The organism is Pannonibacter sp. I15F10I1, from assembly GCF_900185665.1.
Classification (GTDB): Bacteria; Pseudomonadota; Alphaproteobacteria; order Rhizobiales; family Stappiaceae; genus Pannonibacter; species Pannonibacter indicus.
Genome location: NZ_FYAN01000007.1, coordinates 45351 through 66538, shown reverse-complemented (window position 1 = coordinate 66538; position 21188 = coordinate 45351). Strand labels below are relative to the sequence as shown.

At 62.7% G+C, this 21188-nt stretch carries 24 protein-coding genes; 6 read left to right on the top strand and 18 right to left on the bottom strand.

The features are described 5' to 3' along the window. Nucleotides 1–176 precede the first annotated feature (176 nt). Nucleotides 177–1352 (top strand): DUF2336 domain-containing protein, encoded by a 1176-nt coding sequence (locus IF10I1_RS04840; protein WP_122519646.1) that lies wholly within the window; start codon nucleotides 177–179, stop codon nucleotides 1350–1352. A gap of 42 nt (nucleotides 1353–1394) precedes the next feature. On the opposite strand, the gene IF10I1_RS04835 is transcribed toward IF10I1_RS04840, so the two are convergent. Beyond that, a complete protein-coding gene (locus IF10I1_RS04835) occupies nucleotides 1395–2234 on the bottom strand; it encodes an AraC family transcriptional regulator (RefSeq protein ID WP_186415346.1) in 840 nt (279 codons plus the stop codon). A gap of 118 nt (nucleotides 2235–2352) precedes the next feature. Between IF10I1_RS04835 and IF10I1_RS04830 the strand changes: the two genes are divergently transcribed. Beyond that, nucleotides 2353–3246, top strand: a complete 894-nt coding sequence (locus IF10I1_RS04830; RefSeq protein WP_058900368.1) for a DMT family transporter — start codon at nucleotides 2353–2355, stop codon at nucleotides 3244–3246. A 41-nt stretch (nucleotides 3247–3287) separates the two neighbouring features. Here IF10I1_RS04830 and IF10I1_RS04825 read toward each other — a convergent pair whose 3' ends face one another. From IF10I1_RS04825 to IF10I1_RS04815, 3 genes are read right to left on the bottom strand one after another with little or no spacing between them, the layout of a single operon-like run. Continuing rightward, a complete protein-coding gene (locus tag IF10I1_RS04825) occupies nucleotides 3288–3635 on the bottom strand; it encodes a DUF1491 family protein (protein ID WP_208975832.1) in 348 nt (115 codons plus the stop codon). Nucleotides 3636–3677: 42 nt separating this feature from the next. After that, nucleotides 3678–4577, bottom strand: coding sequence for a peptidoglycan-binding protein (locus IF10I1_RS04820; protein WP_186415345.1), 900 nt, complete (start codon nucleotides 4575–4577; stop codon nucleotides 3678–3680). A 30-nt stretch (nucleotides 4578–4607) separates the two neighbouring features. Further along, nucleotides 4608–6353 carry a HAMP domain-containing sensor histidine kinase gene (locus IF10I1_RS04815; protein ID WP_186415344.1) on the bottom strand — a complete coding sequence of 582 codons (1746 nt, stop codon included), beginning with the start codon at nucleotides 6351–6353 and terminating at the stop codon, nucleotides 4608–4610. A 332-nt stretch (nucleotides 6354–6685) separates the two neighbouring features. Between IF10I1_RS04815 and IF10I1_RS04810 the strand changes: the two genes are divergently transcribed. Continuing rightward, nucleotides 6686–7168 (top strand): DUF5330 domain-containing protein, encoded by a 483-nt coding sequence (locus IF10I1_RS04810; protein WP_186393933.1) that lies wholly within the window; start codon nucleotides 6686–6688, stop codon nucleotides 7166–7168. 264 nt (nucleotides 7169–7432) lie between these two features. Further along, entirely contained in the window at nucleotides 7433–7864 is a 432-nt protein-coding gene (locus IF10I1_RS04805) for a SufE family protein (RefSeq protein ID WP_050471103.1), read from the top strand. On the opposite strand, the gene IF10I1_RS04800 is transcribed toward IF10I1_RS04805, so the two are convergent. The 12 genes from IF10I1_RS04800 to IF10I1_RS04745 form a co-directional block, all read right to left on the bottom strand. Then, nucleotides 7827–8669, bottom strand: coding sequence for a DUF6456 domain-containing protein (locus IF10I1_RS04800; RefSeq protein WP_186393934.1), 843 nt, complete (start codon nucleotides 8667–8669; stop codon nucleotides 7827–7829). The two genes, IF10I1_RS04805 and IF10I1_RS04800, sit on opposite strands and share 38 nt — an antisense overlap. After that, the gene (locus IF10I1_RS04795; RefSeq protein WP_050471101.1) at nucleotides 8666–8992 is read right to left on the bottom strand and encodes a helix-turn-helix domain-containing protein; all 327 of its coding nucleotides are present in this window, start codon (nucleotides 8990–8992) and stop codon (nucleotides 8666–8668) included. Before IF10I1_RS04795 ends, IF10I1_RS04800 begins: the two co-directional genes overlap by 4 nt. 885 nt (nucleotides 8993–9877) lie before the next feature. Further along, nucleotides 9878–10294 (bottom strand): MucR family transcriptional regulator, encoded by a 417-nt coding sequence (locus tag IF10I1_RS04790; protein WP_186424380.1) that lies wholly within the window; start codon nucleotides 10292–10294, stop codon nucleotides 9878–9880. A gap of 450 nt (nucleotides 10295–10744) precedes the next feature. Continuing rightward, a complete protein-coding gene (mnhG, locus tag IF10I1_RS04785) occupies nucleotides 10745–11101 on the bottom strand; it encodes a monovalent cation/H(+) antiporter subunit G (protein ID WP_050471099.1) in 357 nt (118 codons plus the stop codon). Further along, a complete protein-coding gene (locus IF10I1_RS04780) occupies nucleotides 11098–11454 on the bottom strand; it encodes a cation:proton antiporter (protein ID WP_050471098.1) in 357 nt (118 codons plus the stop codon). The genes mnhG and IF10I1_RS04780 overlap by 4 nt, the downstream gene beginning before the upstream one ends. Continuing rightward, nucleotides 11451–11927, bottom strand: coding sequence for a Na+/H+ antiporter subunit E (locus tag IF10I1_RS04775; protein ID WP_050471097.1), 477 nt, complete (start codon nucleotides 11925–11927; stop codon nucleotides 11451–11453). Before IF10I1_RS04775 ends, IF10I1_RS04780 begins: the two co-directional genes overlap by 4 nt. Next, nucleotides 11924–13528 (bottom strand): Na+/H+ antiporter subunit D, encoded by a 1605-nt coding sequence (locus IF10I1_RS04770; RefSeq protein WP_186424379.1) that lies wholly within the window; start codon nucleotides 13526–13528, stop codon nucleotides 11924–11926. The genes IF10I1_RS04775 and IF10I1_RS04770 overlap by 4 nt, the downstream gene beginning before the upstream one ends. Before the next feature lie 3 nt (nucleotides 13529–13531). Beyond that, entirely contained in the window at nucleotides 13532–13909 is a 378-nt protein-coding gene (locus IF10I1_RS04765; RefSeq protein WP_050471095.1) for a Na+/H+ antiporter subunit C, read from the bottom strand. Continuing rightward, a complete protein-coding gene (locus IF10I1_RS04760; protein ID WP_050471094.1) occupies nucleotides 13909–14328 on the bottom strand; it encodes a Na+/H+ antiporter subunit B in 420 nt (139 codons plus the stop codon). The genes IF10I1_RS04765 and IF10I1_RS04760 overlap by 1 nt, the downstream gene beginning before the upstream one ends. Further along, nucleotides 14328–16706, bottom strand: coding sequence for a putative monovalent cation/H+ antiporter subunit A (locus IF10I1_RS04755; RefSeq protein WP_186424378.1), 2379 nt, complete (start codon nucleotides 16704–16706; stop codon nucleotides 14328–14330). Before IF10I1_RS04755 ends, IF10I1_RS04760 begins: the two co-directional genes overlap by 1 nt. Nucleotides 16707–17004: 298 nt before the next feature. Next, on the bottom strand, nucleotides 17005–17439 hold the full coding sequence (locus IF10I1_RS04750) for a DUF1284 domain-containing protein (protein ID WP_186424377.1): 435 nt from the start codon (nucleotides 17437–17439) through the stop codon (nucleotides 17005–17007). 67 nt (nucleotides 17440–17506) lie between these two features. Continuing rightward, complete coding sequence (locus IF10I1_RS04745) at nucleotides 17507–18109, bottom strand: superoxide dismutase (protein WP_050471091.1); 603 nt, start codon at nucleotides 18107–18109, stop codon at nucleotides 17507–17509. Between the two features lie 338 nt (nucleotides 18110–18447). On the opposite strand from IF10I1_RS04745, the gene IF10I1_RS04740 reads away from it, so the two are divergent. Next, complete coding sequence (locus IF10I1_RS04740) at nucleotides 18448–19164, top strand: thermonuclease family protein (RefSeq protein ID WP_186415339.1); 717 nt, start codon at nucleotides 18448–18450, stop codon at nucleotides 19162–19164. 10 nt (nucleotides 19165–19174) lie between these two features. On the opposite strand, the gene IF10I1_RS04735 is transcribed toward IF10I1_RS04740, so the two are convergent. Together IF10I1_RS04735 and IF10I1_RS04730 are read right to left on the bottom strand one after the other, a co-directional pair. Next, nucleotides 19175–19546, bottom strand: a complete 372-nt coding sequence (locus IF10I1_RS04735) for an NHLP leader peptide family RiPP precursor (protein WP_186393943.1) — start codon at nucleotides 19544–19546, stop codon at nucleotides 19175–19177. Nucleotides 19547–19705: 159 nt separating this feature from the next. Continuing rightward, the gene (locus IF10I1_RS04730; RefSeq protein ID WP_081625956.1) at nucleotides 19706–20062 is read right to left on the bottom strand and encodes a helix-turn-helix domain-containing protein; all 357 of its coding nucleotides are present in this window, start codon (nucleotides 20060–20062) and stop codon (nucleotides 19706–19708) included. Between the two features lie 254 nt (nucleotides 20063–20316). Between IF10I1_RS04730 and IF10I1_RS04725 the strand changes: the two genes are divergently transcribed. Beyond that, nucleotides 20317–21171, top strand: coding sequence for an SDR family oxidoreductase (locus tag IF10I1_RS04725; RefSeq protein ID WP_244284757.1), 855 nt, complete (start codon nucleotides 20317–20319; stop codon nucleotides 21169–21171). Nucleotides 21172–21188: the final 17 nt, after the last annotated feature.

Here is a 21188-nt window from a genome sequence, read left to right as displayed (position 1 = left end):
GCAGCTCCGGCAAAAGGCGCGGGCTGTTTCAGGACTGTGGACACTTATGCTGGTTTTCAGAGTAACGCCCTTGCAGGGTTAACAGGCCGCTAACGGTTTATGTCTAATTTTAGCCACTGGACTGGGGGTAGCCTGTCCGTCCTTGTATTGAGTATCTGGCTGTAGCGGCGCGTATCATGTCATCAGTTCCGCCTGGTCGCGGTCCCAACTTCCTGAGCGGCACTCCGGATCTCACCCGGCGCGAACGCTTGCTACTGGCGGCCACCGAGCTGTTTGTGGCCCGCGAACGGCACGACCGGCAGGAGATCCGCGCCTTTGGCGAGCTGGCCATCAATCTCTACGAAGGAACCGATGTGGCAGACCGCCGCCGCATCGCCTGCCTCGCCGCCCGCGCCAGCGATATTCCGGCCGAGTTTCTGGATCTTCTCGCCCGCGATGAAGACGCGCTCGTCGCCTATCCGATTGTTCTGCATGCGGCCATGATCAGCACACAGGCGCAGCTTCTTATTGCCGAGCGCGGACCGGAGAGCCTGCGCCGGGCCTTGATCCGCCGTGAAGATCTCGTCCTTGCCGCCCAGACCGTGCTCGCCCGAACTGCGGATGCCCAATCGCTTCAGCAGCTTCTGCCCCGCATTGATCTTGCAAACCGTCCCGAAATCCTCGCAGCGCTCAGCGAACGCTCCGATGTCATGGCCGCGATCGGGCCGGATCTGGCCGCCCGCGCCCTGCTGCCGACGCCGCTTCTGCTCGCCAACTTCCCGTTCCTGGATCACGCAAACCGTCTGCTGGCCATTGGCGCTGCGGAGCTGCGCGCCCTTGGCAACCTGACCCGGCAGGGCGGCAAGCGCCCGCCCCGTCCGGCTTTCAAGCCCGCCCTGCTGCAGCGGCTGCGCGAGACTGCCCTGTCCGGTGGCCACGAGGCTTTTGCAGAAGGTATTGCCTATGCGCTGGGGCTCGATGCCGGACTTGCCTTGCATCTGGCCGCAGACGAACAGGGCGAAGCCCTGACGGTCTGCCTGAAGGTACTCGGCTTTGACAGCGAGAGCGCAACCGCAATGCTGGTGCGCCTTGGCGGCGTCACACTGGATCTTGCACGCCTGCGCAAGCTTCAGCATCTGTTCGAGAACATGTCCCTCGATGCGGCCGATTGCCTGCTGTCGAGCTGGCGCCACAGGGGCGAAATCATCGACGGAGAGCTTCAGCAGGCCGCAGCTGCCCGGCTGCAGCAGGCCGGAGGCGCCCGCGCCGGCCAGCGGCCGCAGGACATTGCCCGCCCCGGCGAACGCCCGCTGCCAACCCACAGGCCCGCACCACGCGCCGTTCCTTCGACCCGCCGTATCACCAGCGTCTGACCGGGGCAGAGGGGTCAGCGCCCCTGCTTCACCACCCCTGCTTCACCGGCCTGCGGTCAGCTCGCCATAACGGCCCGGTGTCATTCCCGTCTGCTTGCGGAAGGCCCGCGTCATGTGGCTCTGGTTGGCGAAGCCGCAGGCGGCCGAAACCCCTGTGGCCGTTTCCCCTGCTCTCAGCAGTTGCTTGGCCAGATTGATCCGCTGCATCATCACCCATTCGCTGGGCGCCATGCCGCGCGCCAGCTTGAACATGCGGTGGAAATGAAACACGGAAAGGCCCGTCAGCGCGGCAAGGTCCTCCAGATGGATCACGCCGTCCATATGGGCCCGCACCCAGTCATCCACCCGCCGCAGTTGATGCGGGCTGAGTCCGCCTTTCAGCAGCGGTGCACCACGCGTGAGATGCGCCACCATCACGGCAAAGGCCTCATCTGCCTTCAGAGCATCTTCGGCCATGGCCGCCTCAGCCATATGCAGCAACGGCACAGCGATGGAAGGCGCCGCCACAAAGGTTTCATCCCTCAGGTCCAGCCGCCGCGCGTCGCAGTCATGCACCTCGGCGAAGGCCGCACGCAACGCCTTGTCGCTGACATAGAGATGCACGAAGCGGAAAGGCTCGGTGATTTTCCAGTCCGATGCCTCACCTTCCGGCATCACGCAGACGGCCCCCTGCCAGCCGGGCAAGGCGCCCTTGTCGAGCCGTGACGTGCCTGTTCCGCCCTGAAGATAGAGGCTGAACGTGTGCCGCTCCGGCGTCTCATAGGACACCTCGTCGTCATGATTTTCCCAGATCGTCACAGAGCGTTCAGCCCCCATGCCGAGATGGGCGGCCGCAAAGGCGGTGGCAGACTGGCTGAGAACATCGTGAACGGTCGGGCGCATGATCACTGTCTACATCATCGGCTGCCTGCAAGGCAGAGGCTGGACAGAGAATACCGCAAGATCGTGCAAGCCGCTGCCCCTGTTTGCAGCGTAATACCGGCAGGTAAGGAGCCTGCCCATGACCAACATTCTGCTTTTCGCTTCCACTGTCCTGCTCTGGGGTACCACCTGGATCGCCATTGCCTTCCAGATTGAGGCTGCGCCCGTCCCGGTCTTCGTCTCCATCTTCCACCGCTTTGCGCTGGCAGCCCTTGTCATGGTCGCAGGGCTGGCGCTCATGGGCCGCCTGCGCCGCCCCCGTGTCTGGCGTTTTGTGTTCGCGCAGGCGCTTTGCCTGTTCTGCTGCAACTTCATCGCGCTTTACACGGCCACAACGCTCATCCCTTCCGGCCTCGTTTCGGTGATCTTCTCGCTGGCCTCGCTCTTCAATGCGGTGAATGCGCGGATCTTCTTCGGCGACAGGATCACGCCGCGCACCCTGGTTGCCGCTGCCCTCGGGGCCTGCGGGCTGCTGCTGCTGTTCTGGCACGACCTGACGGTCGACTTCGACATTTCCGTGCTGAAAGGTATCGGCTGGGCGGCGCTCGGCACCTGCTTCTTTTCGCTCGGCAACATGGCCTCGCGGCGCAACACGGCAGAAGGCGTTCCCCCAGCCACGGCCAACGCCTGGGGCATGAGCTTTGGCGCCATTGCCTTGCTGGCGATCATCTACGCCACCGGCAACACCCTGGTGACCCCGCCTTCTTCGACCTACTGGCTCGCCGCCGGATACCTTGCCGTCTTCGGCTCTGTGGCAGGTTTCACGGCCTATCTGATGCTTGTCGCACGCATCGGCTCGGCCAAGGCAGGCTATGCCACGGTGCTGTTTCCGGTCATCGCCCTTGCCGCCTCCAGCCTGTTTGAAGGCTATCAGTGGACGCCCGAAGCCATCGCCGGGCTGGCGCTGACCGGTCTTGGCAATCTGGTGATGTTCACGAAGGTCAGCTTCCGTCCGGCAAGAGCCGTGGCGTGACGGCGGCGGGCGTCTGACTCTCTCCCCCCCCAGCCTTGCGGTCAGGCGCCCGTATCCACCACCTGCAACAGATCCGTCCCGCCCTTGCTTTCGATTTCGACGACCCAGAAATCCGGGTCCATCCGCTTTTCGCTCTCAAGCCGCGCCTGCGCGTCTTCGCGGGTGCCTTGGGAGATCAGCAGTTCGAAAGCCCTGTCATCGGCCGCCGTATCCATGAAGGCCTGCGGCGCAGGACCGTAGAGGTCGACCGTGCCGTCCATCCGGTCCACCAGCACGAAAACAACCCCGGCTTCCTCCGCGCCCTTGCGGGTGGTCGCGGCAAAGCTCCCGGCCGTGAAGACCTGCCGCACCAGCGCGCTGACGAAAAATCTGGATGTAAGCCGCGGCATGCGCATTTCCTTCCTGCGGGCCAGCCCGCAAGGCAGGCCCGGTTATCCCTCGAACGGAATCCCTGTGAATTCTTCGAGCTCACGAATGAGCGAGGGCGACACCTGTCCGGTGATGGCAAGCCCCCGGTCCAGCTCGAAGCGCTGAATCGCGTTGGCGGTGTTGTCGCTCATCATGCCGTCTGCCCGCAAGGGGCCATAGCCAAGTTCCGAGAGAAGCCGCTGCACCTTGGCAAGCTGCCCGCCGCCATTCTCCGCAACCTGTGTCCCTCTGCCCACCTCCTGGGGGGGCACAGGCACTGTGCCTGTTGCGGTGGGAAGCGGCACATGGCGCACTGGCTGCGACTGTTCGACAAGAGCCGCAATCGTTGCCGGAGGCTGAGGAGCAGCCGGTGCCGGGCTCGCCGCAGCTGCGCTGTTGCGATGTGCCGGGCTGGCGAAAGGTGAGGGTCTCGGCAAGGGCACCGCCCCACCGCCGCCGCTGCTGCTGGCAGCGGCCCGCTCCACCAACCCTTCGGTCTCCATCAGCAGACGGGCAAGCAGGGCACTGTTCACCTCGCCGCTTTCCGGCAAACCGGTCAGGATCTCGTAGCGGCGGATGGACCGTTCCGTCGCAGGGCCCACCATGCCGTCCAGCAGCCCCTCATACAGGCCGATGCGGCGCAATTCGGTCTGCACGTCCAGAACCAGCGTCGAAACCGCCTGCGGCATCACCGCGCGGTTTTCCTGGGGCACCACTTCGCTGTGCCGCTCACGCGTCACGACCAGCGGCGCCGGATGACGGCCTGGCTGAAGTCCAACCGCATTGGCAATGATCAGGCACCCGGTCAGCGCCATGACGATGGAACCACCAGCCGCGACGGGATTGTCCATCGCAGCCGTGCCCATGCGGGCAACCAGCCCCTCGCGGGGCGGCGGTTCAGGGTCAACTCGCTTGCGTGCCATGCGCTCCAGTCCGCTCTCCGCTTTCCGGCCTCAGGCCACCGTTCGCACCGGCAGCTGACCTGCCTTGCGCGGTGAATTTGTTTTTGCCCCTGCCGCAGAGGGCGGCAGAAGAACCGTCATGCTTGTCCCGTTGCCCCGTGTCGCATCAACACGGAAGCTGCCCCCGTGCAGCTCGGCAAGGCCCCTCACCAGGGCAAGACCGATTTCAGCGCCCGGCAACGGCTCCGGCTGCCCGCGCCGTGAGGCCGCGCCTGCATCCGGCAGCATCCCCGTCGCCGTGACGCGGAATTCCGCGCCATTGCCAAGATGCCGGGCCAGAAGCTCGACCCGCCCTCCCGCTTGTGCCGACTTCACGGCATTGGACAGCAGATTGATCACGATCTGGCGGCAAGCTACCTCGTCCGCCGGAAAACTTCCCAGCGCCGGATCGATTTCACTGACCAGCGCAGCATTGCGCAGCCGCGCCTCATCCGCTGCCACCCGCACGCAGTCCTGCAGGCAGGCAACCAGATCCGCCTCAGCCCGGCTGCCGGGCTTGAGAGGAATAGCCGGCTTGTGCTGCCCGGATATCATCCCGTCCACCACGTCCAGCAGATGGGTGCTGGATGCATGGATCAGGTCAGCATATTCGCGCCTGCGGACAGCATCGCTCAGGCTGTCTGGCCGTTCCCGCAACACCTCGGAAAAACCGGCAATCGCGGTCAGCGGCGCACGCAGTTCATGCCCTGCCTCAGCAACCGTTCGCGACACATTCTCTTCGGCAGAGCCGGCATTGCTATGGCCTGCCGCTTCCCGCAGCACCGCAAGCACGCGCCCCGACCTGTCTCTTGCATCGGCACGCGAAGCCGGGCGGCATTCGATCAGAACACTGCGGTAATCGGCCATTCCCGCCTCACCCGGACGGTTCCGGCCCTGCCGCAGCCGCACCTCAAGGCTCATGGAGCAGCGGTCCCGCTCCACATCCGACACCATCTTCAGGAAGGCCGGCCGGTCTGCCACATGCAGCCGCTGGAACAGCCCTTCCCGCTGGACCTGCCGCGCACTGGCGCCAAGCAATGTCTCGCAGGATCCGCCGATGGAAATCACGTCACCGCCTTCGCCCAGCAATGCAACCATGCCGCTGGCCTCGTCATTGACCATCTTCAGGCGGCTTTCCAGATGGCGGAACAGGCCCTCGCCGCGCTGCTGTTCGCGCGCAAGCTTGATGCCCATCATCATGGCATAGGCCAGCGCGCCGCCGGAGGAGACGGCCAGCGCCGCTTCCGGGCTGCCGGCCAGGGCATAGACGGGTGCAACGGCTCCCAGCAGAGCCAGCAGTCCCACTTCGACTATGCAGAGCGCTGTCACGTAGAGAATCGCGCGCCGGTCGGCGGTCAAGGCCGCCTCAACGGGCGCCAGAATCAGCCAGATCAGGGCAAAGGACGCAATGCCGCCCGTTATGGCCGCAATGCCGCCAATGAACAGCGCAAAGACTGCCGCAGAGGCGGCCTGTGCCACCGTCAGATTACCTGTGCGCGACAGGAACAGTGCCAGCGGCCACTGAGCCAGTGCCCAGCCGAGAATCAGCGTCAGGGGCAGCGAGGCCGGTCCGGCGACAGCGAGATGCAGCGGAAACAGAAGCAGAGCGGCCGAGCCTGTGACCAGATTGGCCGTGATAAAGGCCTTGTGGCGCGGCGCGCGCAGCTCATCCCCTTCGACGGATGGATGAACCAGTCCCTCGACAAAACGGGCTATGGGCTGGCCATAGATGGTTAGGAACCTGGATACGCTACGCAACACACTCACCACGGGACCGGTAAGCCCGGTACCTCCAGTTTCTCGTTATCCGATTTTTCGCCCGGATCACTTAAGGAACGTTGAAGGCGGATCGAAACTCCTCAAAAGCCCGGGCAAAAAAACACCAGTTCCGTGCAGCCCCTTGGCCCAATTCCGCTCAAATTTGAATCAAGTTTGCCGAAAAATATATTCAACATTCTGTTTTCTTTGAAGAAAATCACCCCCCGGAGAGAAACGCCGCTTTTGGATGTACCGGCTAATGTCGTGCCATAACAAAACCGTCAGCCCATGGCACGGAGACTGGCGGAACCGGAAAACTGAAGGGTAGCGCAATGTTCTTCCTCGTCAGGAAAGCCTTCTGGCTTGTCTTGGTGCTGGCGATGGTGCCGTTCTTCGCCGGCAAGGAGCAGGCAGGCGGCTTCAACGTCGACCCTGTGGCGGCTTTCATGGCCGCTCAGGCAACCGTAAGTGATCTGACAGGCTTCTGCGGCCGCAATCCGCAGGCCTGCGAAACCGGCGGCGAGGCCCTTGCGGCCATCGGCGCCAATGCCCGCGACGGCGCAAAGCTGGTCTACCAGTATTTCGACGGCGCAGAGGCAGGAAATGGAACAAACGATCCGGCGCTGGCAGCGCACCCTGCCCCCGGTGACGTCACTGGCTCCATTTCAGCCCCGGATGGCACATCCGGCGGTGAACTCAGCATCCCGTCGTGGCATCTGCCTGCGCCGGAGATTGCACAGCAGAATTCCTCCGTTCCGGAGGCCTCCTTTGGGCCGGTGCCACGGCCCAATCCCAGGTCAGTCCCCCGGGTCTGACCGACCCTGCCGCGGCACCGGGCCTGTCATTCCGGACCGCGGTGGTTTGCGCCCGCATGACCGGACCGGTCCCCCGTCCTGACCCGGGGCCGGACTGGAGAGACGGAAAAACTCGGTGGCCATGCCGCCGCGCCGCAAGTGGATTGCTGCCCCTTCCACTTGCGGCGTCTTTTTTCCCGCCGCAATGCCGGGCACCCTTGCCTGACGGGCCGCAACGTCTATATCTGCGCACCTGACGTGCTCCAGAAAGCGGAACCCCGGCACATGACCGCCAGTCTTGACGAAATCCTCGAGAACTTTGAATTCATCGATGACTGGGAAGACCGCTACAAATATGTCATCGAACTGGGCCGCGCCCTGCCCGCCTTTCCTGATGACCAGCGCACCGAAGACAACAAGGTGCGCGGCTGCGTGTCCCAGGTCTGGCTCGTCACCCAGATCACGCATGGCGAGGATGGCAGTGCCATTCTTACGTTCCTCGGCGACAGCGACGCCCTGATCGTGCAGGGTCTTGTCGCCATCGTGCTTGCCGTCTTCTCGGGCCATTCAGCCAAAGACATTCTTGCGACCGATGTGGACGCGATTTTTGCCCGCATCGGTCTCAAGGATCACCTCACACCGCAGCGCTCCAACGGCCTGAAGTCCATGGTCCAGCGCATCAAGGACGACGCGGCCTCGGCTCTGGCTGCGGCGTGACCGCCGGGCCATCGCATTTCCGGCGCGCTTTCCTCGCTTCCGCCATGCCGTAGTGCGAGGCCAGAGCGGACAGGCCGATCCCCAGCACCACCTTTGCCGAGCGGACCGGCCAGCCCCGTTCCCGCTCGACTGTCTCCAGCCCCTTGAGCAGGCAGCAGACATCCACAAGCACGCCGCCAAGCCCGCGGCCGACGGCATCCAGAGCCCGCTCCACCCGGAGGCGCGCCGCCATCACATTGTCGCTCATGTCCGGTCCGGCCGGGCCACGGCCGGTATGGCGCCCGGCTCCGGCTTCCGTGCGCCAGCCGCCGGACAGGTTCGGCATCATCGCCGCAAATGTATAGTCTTCCCGCAGGCGTTCACCTGCCTCAAACTGGGCTGCCGTCAGCATCGCCTTGCCCTTGCCATCCTTTCTCCGCGCCAGCCAGGCAAGAGGGCTTTCCGCCAGATTGACCGTCACCCGGATCGGGCCGTCCGCCCCTGCTTGCAGCGTCTGCGCCTCCCGGATCTGATGCTGTAGCTGAAAGCCGTCCCTGCCCCCGCTCAGCATTCTGCGCACATGCAGGCGGCCTTCAGTCGAGAGCCTCAATGCGCCATCCGGCGCCTCACGCGTCAGGCCCAGATGCTTCAGTTCGTGCAGCACCCGCACCGTCACAATCATCTGCCGGCGCTTCCCGCCTGTCTCCTGGCGTCCCTCAAGCCGTACCGGAGCGTCCTCCTGACCGCTGCCGGACACAATGACAGCCCCTGTCGCGGCCAGAAACTTGAGAACCTTGCGACCTTCCTCTGTCAGCGCTCTGCTCATCGGAAACCCTCCCAGCGGGCAAGACCATAGACCGTCATGCCACCTGCAATCAGTTGTTCAATCTTGAAAAGTACGGCGTCGACCTGAGGATCATCGCGCCGGTCCTCCCACTTGCGGCAGGCGTAGGCGACCGTGGAGCGGTCGCGGCCGTAGTAGTCCCCTACCTCGGCGCAGGAGAGGCCAAGGGCGACATGGGCCAGATACATCACCAGCTGCCGGGCATCGGCAATCAGCCGGACGCCACGGCCCTCACTGAGCAGCTCCGGCGGGCTGATGCCATAAACCTCCGCAACCAACCCCTCGATCAGCAGAAGCCGGGCCAAGACGGTTCTGTTCCTCACCTCTCCCGCCTGTCCCCCGCCTCCACCCTGACGCTGTTGCCGGATAGAAGTCCTCGCTACGCACTCCATCACCAATCTCCCCGTGGGCTTCCCCTTTAGGCTTATATTCCTACATAATACGTCAGCAATCCGGGGTGAGGGATAAGTTTCCTAGCAACTTTTAAGGGAGCGCAGATATCCGCCATTTCTCCCCACGCCAGCCAGTCCAGCGATGATGGATAAATTCCTGACTGCCACCGCAGACAGGAAACCGGAGCCTGAGCCTCTTCGGCGCCTGAGCAATTTCAAGGCGTGATGCGTCAGCATCGAAAGCCTTGGCAGAACGCGTCAGCATCGAAGCCTTGGTTTGCTCCAGGAGGCGTGAAGGGAGCCCGGATGCATAAACCGACAGTGCCGGACGGATTGTTCTGGATGCGTCTTGCGCGTCTTGGGCTTGGGGCAGAAATGGGAGGGCCTGATCACCATGACCGCGGCATCGGCATTCCCGCCCTGCTGCTCAGCCTGGTCCGTGCCATGCGGGCAGAGCGGACAAGGTGCCGGCAAGCGCACTGGACAGGCGATCTCAACCGCCTTACCGGACTGCGCGCTTCCTTCCGCACATTGTGGCCCCTGCGCCACTCTTGCCGCCGCCGGTGAGCTTGTCCTGCCAGCAGCTCATCTCAGGCAATTCGAACAGAAGCGGGACCCGGCTTTTCGGCCATACTTACTTCGAGGCCAAGAGAGAGCCTCTCAGCGCCGTTGTTTTCATCGAAAGAGCTCCGGCCGGTGCGGCGCCTGAGCCTCCAAGCACTGCAGCCACAAATGCAAAAGGCCGCTGCGGTTTCCCGCAGCGGCCTCGAATTCATTCCTGCAGTGCAGGGCTGACAATTACTTGACGCGCTTGCGCTGCTGACCCAGGCCCATCTTCTTGGCCAGTTCCGAACGTGCAGCAGCATAGTTCGGAGCAACCATCGGGTAGTCGGCCGGCAGGTCCCACTTCTCGCGGTACTCTTCCGGGGTCATGTCGTAGTGCGTGCGCAGGTGACGCTTCAGCGACTTGAACTTCTTGCCGTCTTCCAGACAGATGATGTAGTCCGGCATCACAGACTTCTTGACCGGAACGGCCGGCTTGAGCGGCTCCGGCTCCGGCTCGACCTGGGCGCCAGACGTGCGCTGCAATGCGCCGTAAACTTCGTTGATCAGGCCCGGAAGCTCAGTTGCCGCTACGGTATTATTGCTCACATAAGCGGAAACAATCTCAGCGGTCAGGTCGATCAGGTTTGCATCTACCGGCGTGTCAGTCATTTCTCACCCATCTCGTAAATTTGTCGCGTGTTCGCATTCCTGCACAAACCCAAGGTCTTCACCAATCGACGCTTTGCAGCACAAGCTTACTTGGGAAGCGCGACGAGAAAAATTTGATTCTTATGCAGAGGCAACGTATTCGAGCTTATATAGATGCTTCATTCATTGGACAAGCCCTAACAAACAAGAAAAAAGTAAAACGGCCTGTTTTCAACGAAACACCTCCGTCATCTGTAGTCCAAATTTGTCCATATTGTGGTAAAAACCCGCTGTAGTGCCGTCAAGTTGCGGCTTTCCCGCATCCCGCGCGCAACCAGCCTTTGGCCGCGCCCTGCCCGGCCCTGCAAGCTTTCACAGAGCCGAAACTTGTCCCGGCAAAAGTAAGGCCCGGTGTCTGACACCAGGCCTTGCAACAAGCACTTTCCTCTCCTGACCGGAAGGGCAACCCTGTCAGGTCTTCTGCTTCTTCTTCCGGTCGAGAAGCGGTGCGAGGACGTCCATTTTTGTCACCGCGCAAGGGCGGTATCCGGCAGCAAGAGCCGCCTTGGCCACAAGATGCGCCGAGATCGGAGCGGTCAGCAGAAAGAAAACAACGCCAGCGATCGCTCTGGTGATCACATCCAGTTCCCTCGCGTGCAGAGCAAGCGCGATCAGCATCAGACCAGATCCAAGCGTCCCGGCCTTTGACGCGGCATGCATGCGCGAGAACACGTCGGGAAAGCGGATGAGGCCAAGTGCGGCAGCTGCCGCAAACAGCGCTCCGGCAACCAGGAAGAGCCCACTGGCGATTTCGATTGCAGCGTTCATTTTCCAGCCTTTCTGCGGGCGAGATCTTCCTTCACTTCCGCGGAAATGGTCGGATCGCCGACCTGCCCCCGGTTCAGAATGAAGCGCGCCAGCGCCACTGTGCTGAGGAACCCGACAAGGCCAAGCGTAATGGCGATGTCCACGTAGAGATAGAACTCGGTTGCAATGCCGATCACGGCAATGAAGCCGATCGCCGTCGCCACCAGCATGTCGAGGGCCACCACCCGGTCCGGAAGGCTCGGTCCGAGCACTGTGCGCACCACCGTCACGGCGAAGGTGAAGACCAGCAGCACCAGAGAAATCTGGATGCAGACCTCAAGGAAGTTTTCGGCAAACAGGTCAAGCGGGCTCAATGGAAGGCCTCCATGATCTTGCGTTCGAACCCATTGCGGATGTCCGCAATGGTCCCTTCCGGATCAGGAACGTCGATGCAGTGGATGTAGAGCACCTTCCGGTCCTCTGAGACATCCACGGACAGCGTTCCCGGCGTCAGCGTGATCAGATTGGCCAGAAGCGCTATCTCGAAGTCGCTTTCAACCGTCAGGGGGAACGCGATGAACCCCGGATTGAGGTCAAGTTTCGGGCGGATCACGATCCGTGCCACGCGCCAGGCCGACATGACCAACTCGTAGAGGAAGAGCAGGATCAGCCCGGTGACGCGCGAGGCACGGCGGAAATAGCCGCCGGTGTTGATCTGCTCGCGGATCAGATACAGCGCTCCCAGTCCGAGCACGAAGCCGAAAGCAAGATTGACCACCGAGAAGGAGCCAGTCACCGCCCCCCATGCGGCAGCCAGCAGGATATTGACGAGGAACAGGCCGCTCATGCTGCACCTCCGAAGACAGACAGGAAATAACCGGCCGGATCAATCAGGCCGCCGGCACCGCGCATGGCGATGTTCATCAGCCACTCCGGCGCAAGTCCGAACAGGATGACCAGTGCCGTCAGCGCGCCAACCGGGATCCAGAGCGCCGGAGAAGCAAGGCCTAAGGCCTGCACGGCAACCGCTGCAGAACCACCACCTTGCAGCGCCACCTGGCCGCCGTCAGCCGTTCCCTCGGGCCCGCCGCGCCAGAACGCATAGATCCACACCCGGCCAACGGCCATGGAGGTCAGGAACCCTGTCACGAGGATGGCGGCCGCCAGCCAGGACCAGCCGGTCACCAGCGCGGCATCGACGAGGATCAGCTTGGGCCAGAAGCCGGAGAAGGGCGGCAGGCCGGCCACGGCAAAGGCAAGGATCAGGAACACGGCTGCAAGGGCCGGGCTCTCGCCGTAAAGGCCGCCCAGTTTGCGCAGATCATTGCTGCCGCACATCGAAGCCATCACACCGGCGGCCAGATAGAGCGCCGTCATGACGATGAGCGAATGCACCGCATAGAAAATGGTGCCGGAAATCGCCGCAGGCGTGCCCATGGCGATGCCCGCCAGCATCGAGCCGATGCCGGAAATGACCAGATAGCCGAGCAGACGCCGGAGATCGGACTGCGCCAGCGCACCGATAACCCCCACCAGCATGGTCAGAGCCGCCACCCAGGCAATCACGTCACTCATTTCGGCGCGGGCCACCGGCATCAGCATCACCATGACGCGCAGCAGCGCATAGACGCCAACCTTGGTCAGAAGCCCGGCAAAGATCGCCGAAACCGCAACACTCGGGGTGTGATAGGACGCCGGAAGCCAGGCATTCACCGGGAAGGCTGCCGCCTTCATCGCAAAGGCCAGCAGATACAGGGCACCGATGGTCATCACCGGGCCGGAAGGCTCTGCATTCGACAGCTTCATGGCGGCATCCGCCATGTTCAGCGTGCCCAGATGGCCATAGAGCAGGCCTGTGGCAATCAGAAAAAGGTTTGTGCCGATCAGGTTCAGCACACCGTATTTCACGGCGCCGTCCAGCTGCGCCCTGCCGTTGCCCAGCACAAGAAGACCGTAGGACGAGATCAGCAGCACCTCGAACCAGACATACATGTTGAAAATGTCGCCGGTCAGGAAGGCGCCGCAGGCACCCGTCATCAGGAACAGCAGGAATGGATAGAACCCGTAACGCCGCCCGGATGTGTCAATGGTCCCTGCCCCGTAGATGCCCGCACACAGCGCCACCACCGAGGCAATGAAGGCAAGGACTGCGCCCAGAGGATCGGCCGTGAAGGCGATGCCAAAAGGCGGCAGCCAGTTGCCCATCACCATGGTCACGACCCCGGCCTTCAGCACATGCACCAGCAAGGCTCCGGTCGCCAGAACCATCAGACCGAGGAAGGCCAGCGCCAGCTTCGGCTGCAGGGACGTGTTCTTGCGCAGCAGCAGGCAGAGTGAACCGCCGATGAGGGTGAGAATCGAGGGCACGACGATGAGCCAGTCCGCCGCCGTCACCGGCGCGGTGGTCATAGCCTGCGAAATATCAACCGAATAGGAAGGTCCGGCCATGGATCAGTACCCCTGCGGAGGACCGGCTTCACCCTTGGGCTCGGCGATGCGCATGTCGTTCACGTCATCGGTGCCCAGTTCCTGATAGGTGCGGTAGGCCAGCACCAGCAGGAAGGCGAAGAAGGAGAAGGAAATCACGATGGCCGTCAGCACGAGGGCCTGCGGCAGCGGATTGGCGGTTGCCTGCGTGACGGTCGCCTGATCCAGCGGGATCAGCGGCGGCACTTCGCGGGTCAGGCGCCCGTTGACGAAGATCAGCATGTTGACCGCATTGCCGAGGATGACGACACCGATCAGCATCCGCACGAACATGCGCGACAGCATCAGATAGACGGCCACGGTGAAGAACAGGCCGATGAGGATGGACAGTCCGGCTTCCATCAGTCGCTCTCCCTTTCCTCAAGCGCGAGCGCGATGGAGCCGAAGGCTCCCACCACGACGAGATAAACCCCGATATCGAAGAACATCGGCGTGGACAGATCCACATCCGTGCCGAAAATATGCACGACAGCCCACTGGCTGGTCATGTAGGCCTGCCCCGTGAAAGCCGACAGCAGCCCGGCAACGGCAGCCAGCAGCAGACCGATACCGGCGAGCGTCATCGGATGCACGCCGATGGCCCTGCGGACACCCTCCACACCGCAGGCGATGCCGTAGATGGCCAGGGCGGAAGCTGCAATCAGGCCGCCAATGAAACCGCCGCCGGGCTCATTGTGGCCGCGCAGCAGCACGAAGATGGAGAACAGCACCATCAGGGCCGCGATATAGGGCGCAAAGGTGCGGAAGATGATCGTGCGCATCAGCGTGCCTCCGCAGGCTTGGTCTTCGTGGTTTTGCCGCTCTTGGCCGTCTCGGGTTCCGGCTTGGTGCGGACCCGGATCAGCGCCAGCACGGCAAGCCCGGTGAGAACCACCACCGCGATTTCGCCCAGCGTATCGAAACCGCGGAAGTCGACGATGATCACGTTGACGATGTTGCGGCCATGAGCAATCACGCGGCTGTACTGGGTAAAGAACTCGGACAGGCGCGCGTCGAAGGGCTGCTGGGTGATGGCCAGCAGCACGAGCGTGAAGCCGAGGCCGACGGCACCCGCAATGCCAAGGCTGACGATCCGCGCAAGCATCGGGCGATGGTCGCGGGGTGACAGGTTGAGCCGGGTCATGACGAGGGCGAGGATCACCACAGACAGGGTTTCCACCATAAACTGGGTGAAGCTGAGATCCGGTGCACCAAACAGCATGAAGATCAGCGCCACCGCGAAGCCCTGGATGCCGAGTGTCACGATGGCCGTCAGGCGGGTGTTGGCAAACAGAACCGCCCCCAGGCCAGCCACAGCGATCAGGATCACGGCCCACTCATAGAAGCGGAACTCGGGCCATTCCGGCACCTGCGGCATGCCATTGGCAAAGACCGCCGGCAACAGCAGCGCGGCCCCCGTGGCAAGGAAGACGACGGCCATATAGGTCTGCATCGAACCGCCCTGCAGCAGGCGGGTGATGCCGGTGGAGAGCTTGACGATGGCAGCCACAAACTGGTCGAACCCCTTGTCCGGTCCCCAGCCGATGGCCTTCAGCACACCGGCCACCGCCGCACGCAGGCGGTCCAGCATCAGGAACAGCCCGATCCCCAGCGCCACGGTAATGATCGACAGGATCAGCGGTGCGGAGATGTAGCCGGGGATGAGATGCAGTTCCACGGCCGTCTGCGCGCCCATCAGGGAGGACAGCATCGGCCCGATGAACAGTTCGCCCGTCGAATGGGCCAGCAGAGCGGCGGCAAGACCGGTCAGCGACAGCACGACAGGTCCGGCCCACAGCAATGCGGGGCCTTCATGGGCATGCTTGGGCGTATGCACCTCGGGCCCGAAGAACGGCTTGATGGCGACAGCTGCCGCAATCACCAGCATCAGCGCATTGCCCGCCACAGCCACGGCGGTGATCAGCAGAGCGCCACTGGAGAGCCCCCAGGTGCCGTAATACAGCACTTCCTTGGCGATGAAGCCGATGAAGGGCGGCAGGCCGGCCATGGAAAGCCCGGCGAGCGCGGCAGCCGCAAAGGTGATGGGCATCGCCTTGCGCAACCCGCCCAGCTTCGTCACGTCGCGCGTGCCCGTCTCATGGTCGATGATACCGGCCACCATGAACAGAGCGCCCTTGAACAGGGAGTGCGCCAGCAGATAGAGCACAGCGCCTTCCAGCGCCTTCTGCGAACTGGTGCCCGTCAGCATGACGAGAAGGCCGAGCGAGGCAACCGTCGTATAGGCCAGCATCAGCTTCAGGTCGGTCTGGCGCACCGCCAGGACCGTGCCCACCAGCAGCGTGATGCCGCCGAACAACGGCAGTACGGTCATCCAGACTTCGGTGCCGCCCAGAGCCGGATGCATGCGCATCAGCAGGTAGACACCCGCCTTGACCATGGTGGCCGAGTGCAGGAAGGCCGACACCGGGGTCGGCGCTTCCATGGCGTTGGGAAGCCAGAAGTGGAACGGGAACTGCGCCGACTTGGTGAAGGCGCCGCCCAGAACGAGGATCAGGATCGGCAGATAGAGGCCGCTGTTGCGCAGCACATCGCCGCCCGCCAGCACCTGCGACATCTGCGACATACCGGTTACCTGCATGATCAGCAGGAAGCCCGCCAGCAGCGCCAGTCCGCCGCCGCCGGTCACCAGCAGCGCCTGCAGCGCAGCACGGCGCGAGGCAGCCCTCAGATGATCAAAACCGATCAGCAGGAAGGACGTGATCGAGGTCAGTTCCCAGAAGATGAACAGCGACAGCAGGTTATCGCTCGTCACCAGTCCCAGCATCGCCCCCATGAACATGAACAGGAACGAAAAGAACCGGCCCTGCTGCGGATGTCCCTTCAGATAGCCGCCCGCGTAGAGAATGATGAAGGTGCCGATCCCGGAGATCAGCATCGCAAACAGCGTCGAAAGCCCGTCCAGATAAAAAGAAAGGGTGACGCCATAGGCGGGCACCCATTCTTTTGCGACGGTATAGACTTCGCCCTCGGACACACCCGGCACGAACCGGGTGAAGTGCAGGAAGATCAGCAGCGGCACGATGGCAAGCAGCCAGGCCGCATTGTGCTTCAGCACTTTCGTGGCGAATGGCGCGATGATTGCAGCCGCGAAGGGCGCAAGCACGGCGAGAATGGTCGTGTCGAGTGCGGCGGGTGTCATGCTCACTCTTCGGCTAGGGCAAATTGCCAGTACATGCAAATCGGGACTCTCAGTGTAGCGGCCGAGAGTTAAGAATCTTGATCGAGTTAGGCTCTGTCGAGGTGCTGCACAAGGGCGCGAAGACCACTTTTCGCCATAATCGCAAGACCGCGCGCCTTCACGCTGCGGCAATTCGGAAAGGAGCAACCCGGGACGAAAATCTCCGGGTAGAAAAGCTGCCTGAACGGCACGTTCACCTGGCACTCCCCACCGAGATCTTGCCCCGCATCGCAAGGGGCCGAATCAGATGTTTGCCGCGTCAGTCCCCCGTCCCTGCCCTAAGCCGGGTCCCTTCAAACCCCGCCTCGGCAACCTTGTCGCACAGGCCGGACCACTCGCAGCCACTGCAGGCCGGGCGGAGTTCGCCCGAAACAAAGCCACGCTGCATCCGGTTCAGCATGTCCCCGTCCACGATCACCTCGCTGCCAGCCTCCAGCCGCCGCCCGAGCAGTGTTCCGGCACTTTCGAGAGCCAACCGGTCACGTTCCACAACGCTGTCGCGGTGACAATGGGGAGCGTCACCAGCCAGAAGCGGCGCGCAGATGTCATCCGGCCCCTGCACGATCAAGACAGGCTCCCCTGCCCTCATCCGCCGGATCACTCTCGCATAATTGGCGACAAAGCGGGGGGAATAGCCCTCCCCGACGAAGGTCAGCATGCACAACAGGTGATGTCCGCGAAGCCGGATGGTCATGCCTTCAGCCTCCCCTCCAATGCCAAAAGGCCCGGCGCTTGGCCGGGCCTTTCAACGAAACAGAAGCTTACTTGGCCGCAGCTTCGTACATTTCCAGGACGTAGTCCCAGTTGATCAGATTGTCGACGAAGGCCTCGAGGTACTTCGGACGGGCGTTGCGGTAGTCGATGTAGTAGGAGTGCTCCCACACGTCGACGCCGAGGATCGGAGACGCACCCTGCACCAGCGGGCTTTCGCCGTTGGCGGTCTTGGAGATGATCAGCTTGCCATCCTTGACGGCAACCCAGGCCCAGCCGGAGCCGAACTGGGTGGTGCCGGCAGCGATGAAGTCGGCGCGGAACTTGTCATAGCCGCCCAGATCGCTGTCGATGGCCTTGGCCAGAGCGCCCGGGATGGACTTGCCGCCGCCATTCGGCTTCATCCACTTCCAGAAATGGATGTGGTTGTAGTGCTGGCCGGCGTTGTTGAAGAGACCGGCGTTCTTGCCGAAGCTCTCCTTGACGATCTCTTCCAGCGTCTTGCCTTCGAGGCCGCTGTCCTTCAGCAGGTTGTTGCCGTTGGTCACATAGGCCTGATGGTGCTTGTCGTGGTGATACTCAAGCGTCTCCTTGGACATGTAGGGGCCAAGGGCGTCATAGGCATACGGCAGTTCGGGAAGTTCGAAAGACATGGCAAATCCTCCTTCAGGAAAGCTGTGGTGCGGCCCGGCTGCATGCGTTCATGCTGGCCCGGCCCTTCCGGAGCTGCGGGGAAGCAGCTCGCGCCGGGATGCAAAATAGGCGTCTTCTCGCTCGTGGGCAATGCGTCCGGGCAAATAAAAAAATATTTTTCTTGGTTTATTAGCTGGAACCATTTCCGGCGCGCCGCGTTCAGCGCCTCCCTGGGCTCACAAACGTGAAATCCGTGCGTCCTTAAAACCGGAAGCCAGATCTTAACAACCCGTTAACCCTTACTCCCCAGACTTCCAGCAAAGCCACGTAGGCCTCGCCTGATTCCGGGATTACCGCCTTGAAAACACACGCAATCCGGCCATCCCTCCGGAGCCGTCTTCCGCTTGGCGCGCTGGTTTTAGCCGCATGCATCGCCGGCGGCGCTGCCCCTCTGACGCTTCAGGCACTGAAGGTCACCGACGGCGATACGATCGTGCTGAACGGTGAAAAAATCCGCCTGGAAGGGATTGATGCACCCGAGCTGGCACAGCGCTGCCTGACGCCAGCAGGTCAGGAGTACCGTTGCGGCAAAGAGGCGGCAGATGCGCTCAGAACGTTCCTTTCAAACGGACCGGTGGTTTGCAAGGGCGCAACACTTGATGACTACGGCCGACGTTTGGGTACCTGCTATTCCGGCGCGCTCAACGTGAACGCCGCCATGGTTGAGAGTGGCCACGCCTTCGCATTCATCCGCTATTCCTCAAGCTACGTTCCCGAGGAAAGCCGTGCGCGCGCGGCCAAGGCGGGCATGTTTGCAGGCACAGCCGAAGCCCCCTGGGATTTCAGGGCTGCCAAGTGGCAGAACGCCAGCGCCCAACGGCAGGTGCAGGCCTCAGCAGACTTGCAAAAGGAATGCCCGATCAAGGGCAACATTTCCAAAGGCGTACGCATCTACCATATGCCCTGGTCAGCCTCCTACGCCAAAACCAGCATCAACGAAAGCAAGGGCGAGCGCTGGTTCTGTTCGGAAGCCGAGGCCATTTCTGCTGGCTGGCGGGCCCCGCGCGGCAGCTGACTCTCAGCCCTCAGCGCTCACACTTCTTTGCAACACTCGCGACCCTGGCACCCAACAATATGGTTCCTGAATAGAGAGTTGCTATCAATGCAGTTGTCGTTCCGCCCGCCGCCAGATCAAGCAGTTCATCGGGCAACTCATCAATTTCCAGCGGACGCGGCAGCACAAGCACGACTTCACCAGGCTGCTCTTCAATAACCCGGATGGTGTAGTTCGGAATGGGGTTGAACCCCAGCAGCTCTTTCAACACGCTTTGCGGGTCACGAACGAGGCGCCCCCGGAAGTCCGCATCCTCCAGGGCCTTTTGCACAAGAGCAGCCTCAACCTCCTTGCGTGCCGTCTCGATCTCACCGGGCTGAGAGCTGGCAGTTGCTACGGACATATGTTTCCCTCCTTTTGACAGCAGCGACCGGAAGAGCCGCTGCTCCAAGGTTGCTCAACGAACGTGAAGCAGCTTGAAGCACGAAAGCTTAGTGCGCAGAGGCACCGAAGCCGGAAACGACCCGAAAAGTGCCAGTCCCCTTCGTTTAGCCACCCTGCTTCAGCGGCTCGTCCGTTCGGCCTTCGCCGCCATGATGTTGGGGGTGTTGACCTCCAGCCAGTCTGCCAATGCCCGCACACGCTCAGCTGCCTCGCGGCCCAGCGGCGTCAGGCTGTATTCCACATGCGGCGGCACCACGGGCAGCGATACCCGGTCGATCATGCAATCCCCCTCCAGTTGCTGCAGCGTCTGAGCCAGCATCTTCTCGCTCACACCACCCACCTTGCGGCGCAGCTCGCTGAAACGGTGCGTGCCCTCCAGCAGCGCCAGCAGGATCAGCACACCCCAGCGGCTGGTCAGATGATTGAGAATTTCCCGCGACGGACAGGCCACACTGAACAGCGCGCCCCGGCGCATCAGCTCCGAAAGCGGCTGACCGGTGACCAGATCCGGGGCCACGTCCACAGTTCCGGCTTCGTCGGAGATTTTTTCTTCCCTGTCCAAGGCACTGTTTTCCATATCTTTTCTCCTGAAAGGCACATCCAGCCGGGACGCCTTTCCTATAACTTACCAAATTGTATGTACTTTCCAAAAGAAAGTACATAGCGCATATCTGCCGCATCGCATTGACCCGGCGAGCCCGCCGGAGAAAACAGCAGATGGAGCCGCATATGAAACTCGCAATCACCGGCGCGTCCGGTCAGCTTGGCCGCCTCGTCGCCGAAAACCTGCTCACCACCGAACCGGCCGCCTCGCTGCGCCTGCTCGTCCGGTCCCCGGAAAAGGTGGCCGATCTTGCCGCACGCGGCGTGGAAGTGGTGGCCTTCGACTATTCAAAGCCGGAAACCCTCGCCCCTGCCCTTGCCGGCGCTGACCGCCTGCTGCTCATCTCCGGCAGCGAAGTCGGCCAGCGCGTGCCGCAGCACAAGGCCGTCATCGAGGCAGCGAAAGCTGCCGGCGTCGGCCTCGTCCTCTACACCAGCGTCCTGCGCGCCCAGCAGTCCGGCATGATCCTTGCCGGTGAACACAAGGCCACCGAAGACATGCTCGCCGCGTCCGGCCTCAACTACGTCCTGCTGCGCAATGGCTGGTATATCGAGAACTATCTCTCCGCCGTGCAGGCCGAGATTGCTCATGGCGTCGTCGGCGCCTCCGGTGATGGCCGCATCTCCGCGGCAGCCCGCGCCGACTATGCCGCTGCCGCCGCTGAAGTGCTGCGCAAGGGCGCACCCTCCGGCACCATCTATGAACTGGCCGGAGATACGTCCTTCAGCAAGGCGGATTATGCGGCTGAACTGTCCCGCGCCTCGGGCAAACCGGTGACCTACACCAACCTGCCGGAAGCGGCCTACAAGGATGTTCTCGTGCAGGTCGGCCTGCCGGAAGGCTTTGCCGCCATTCTGGCTGACTGCGACACCTGCACCGCCAAGGGCGACCTTGAGGACAACAGCAAGACGCTTTCCAGCCTGACGGGCCGTCCCACGACGCCGCTGGCCGTCATGGTCGCTGAGGCCGTGAAGGGCTGACCCCCAACCGCCTTTCA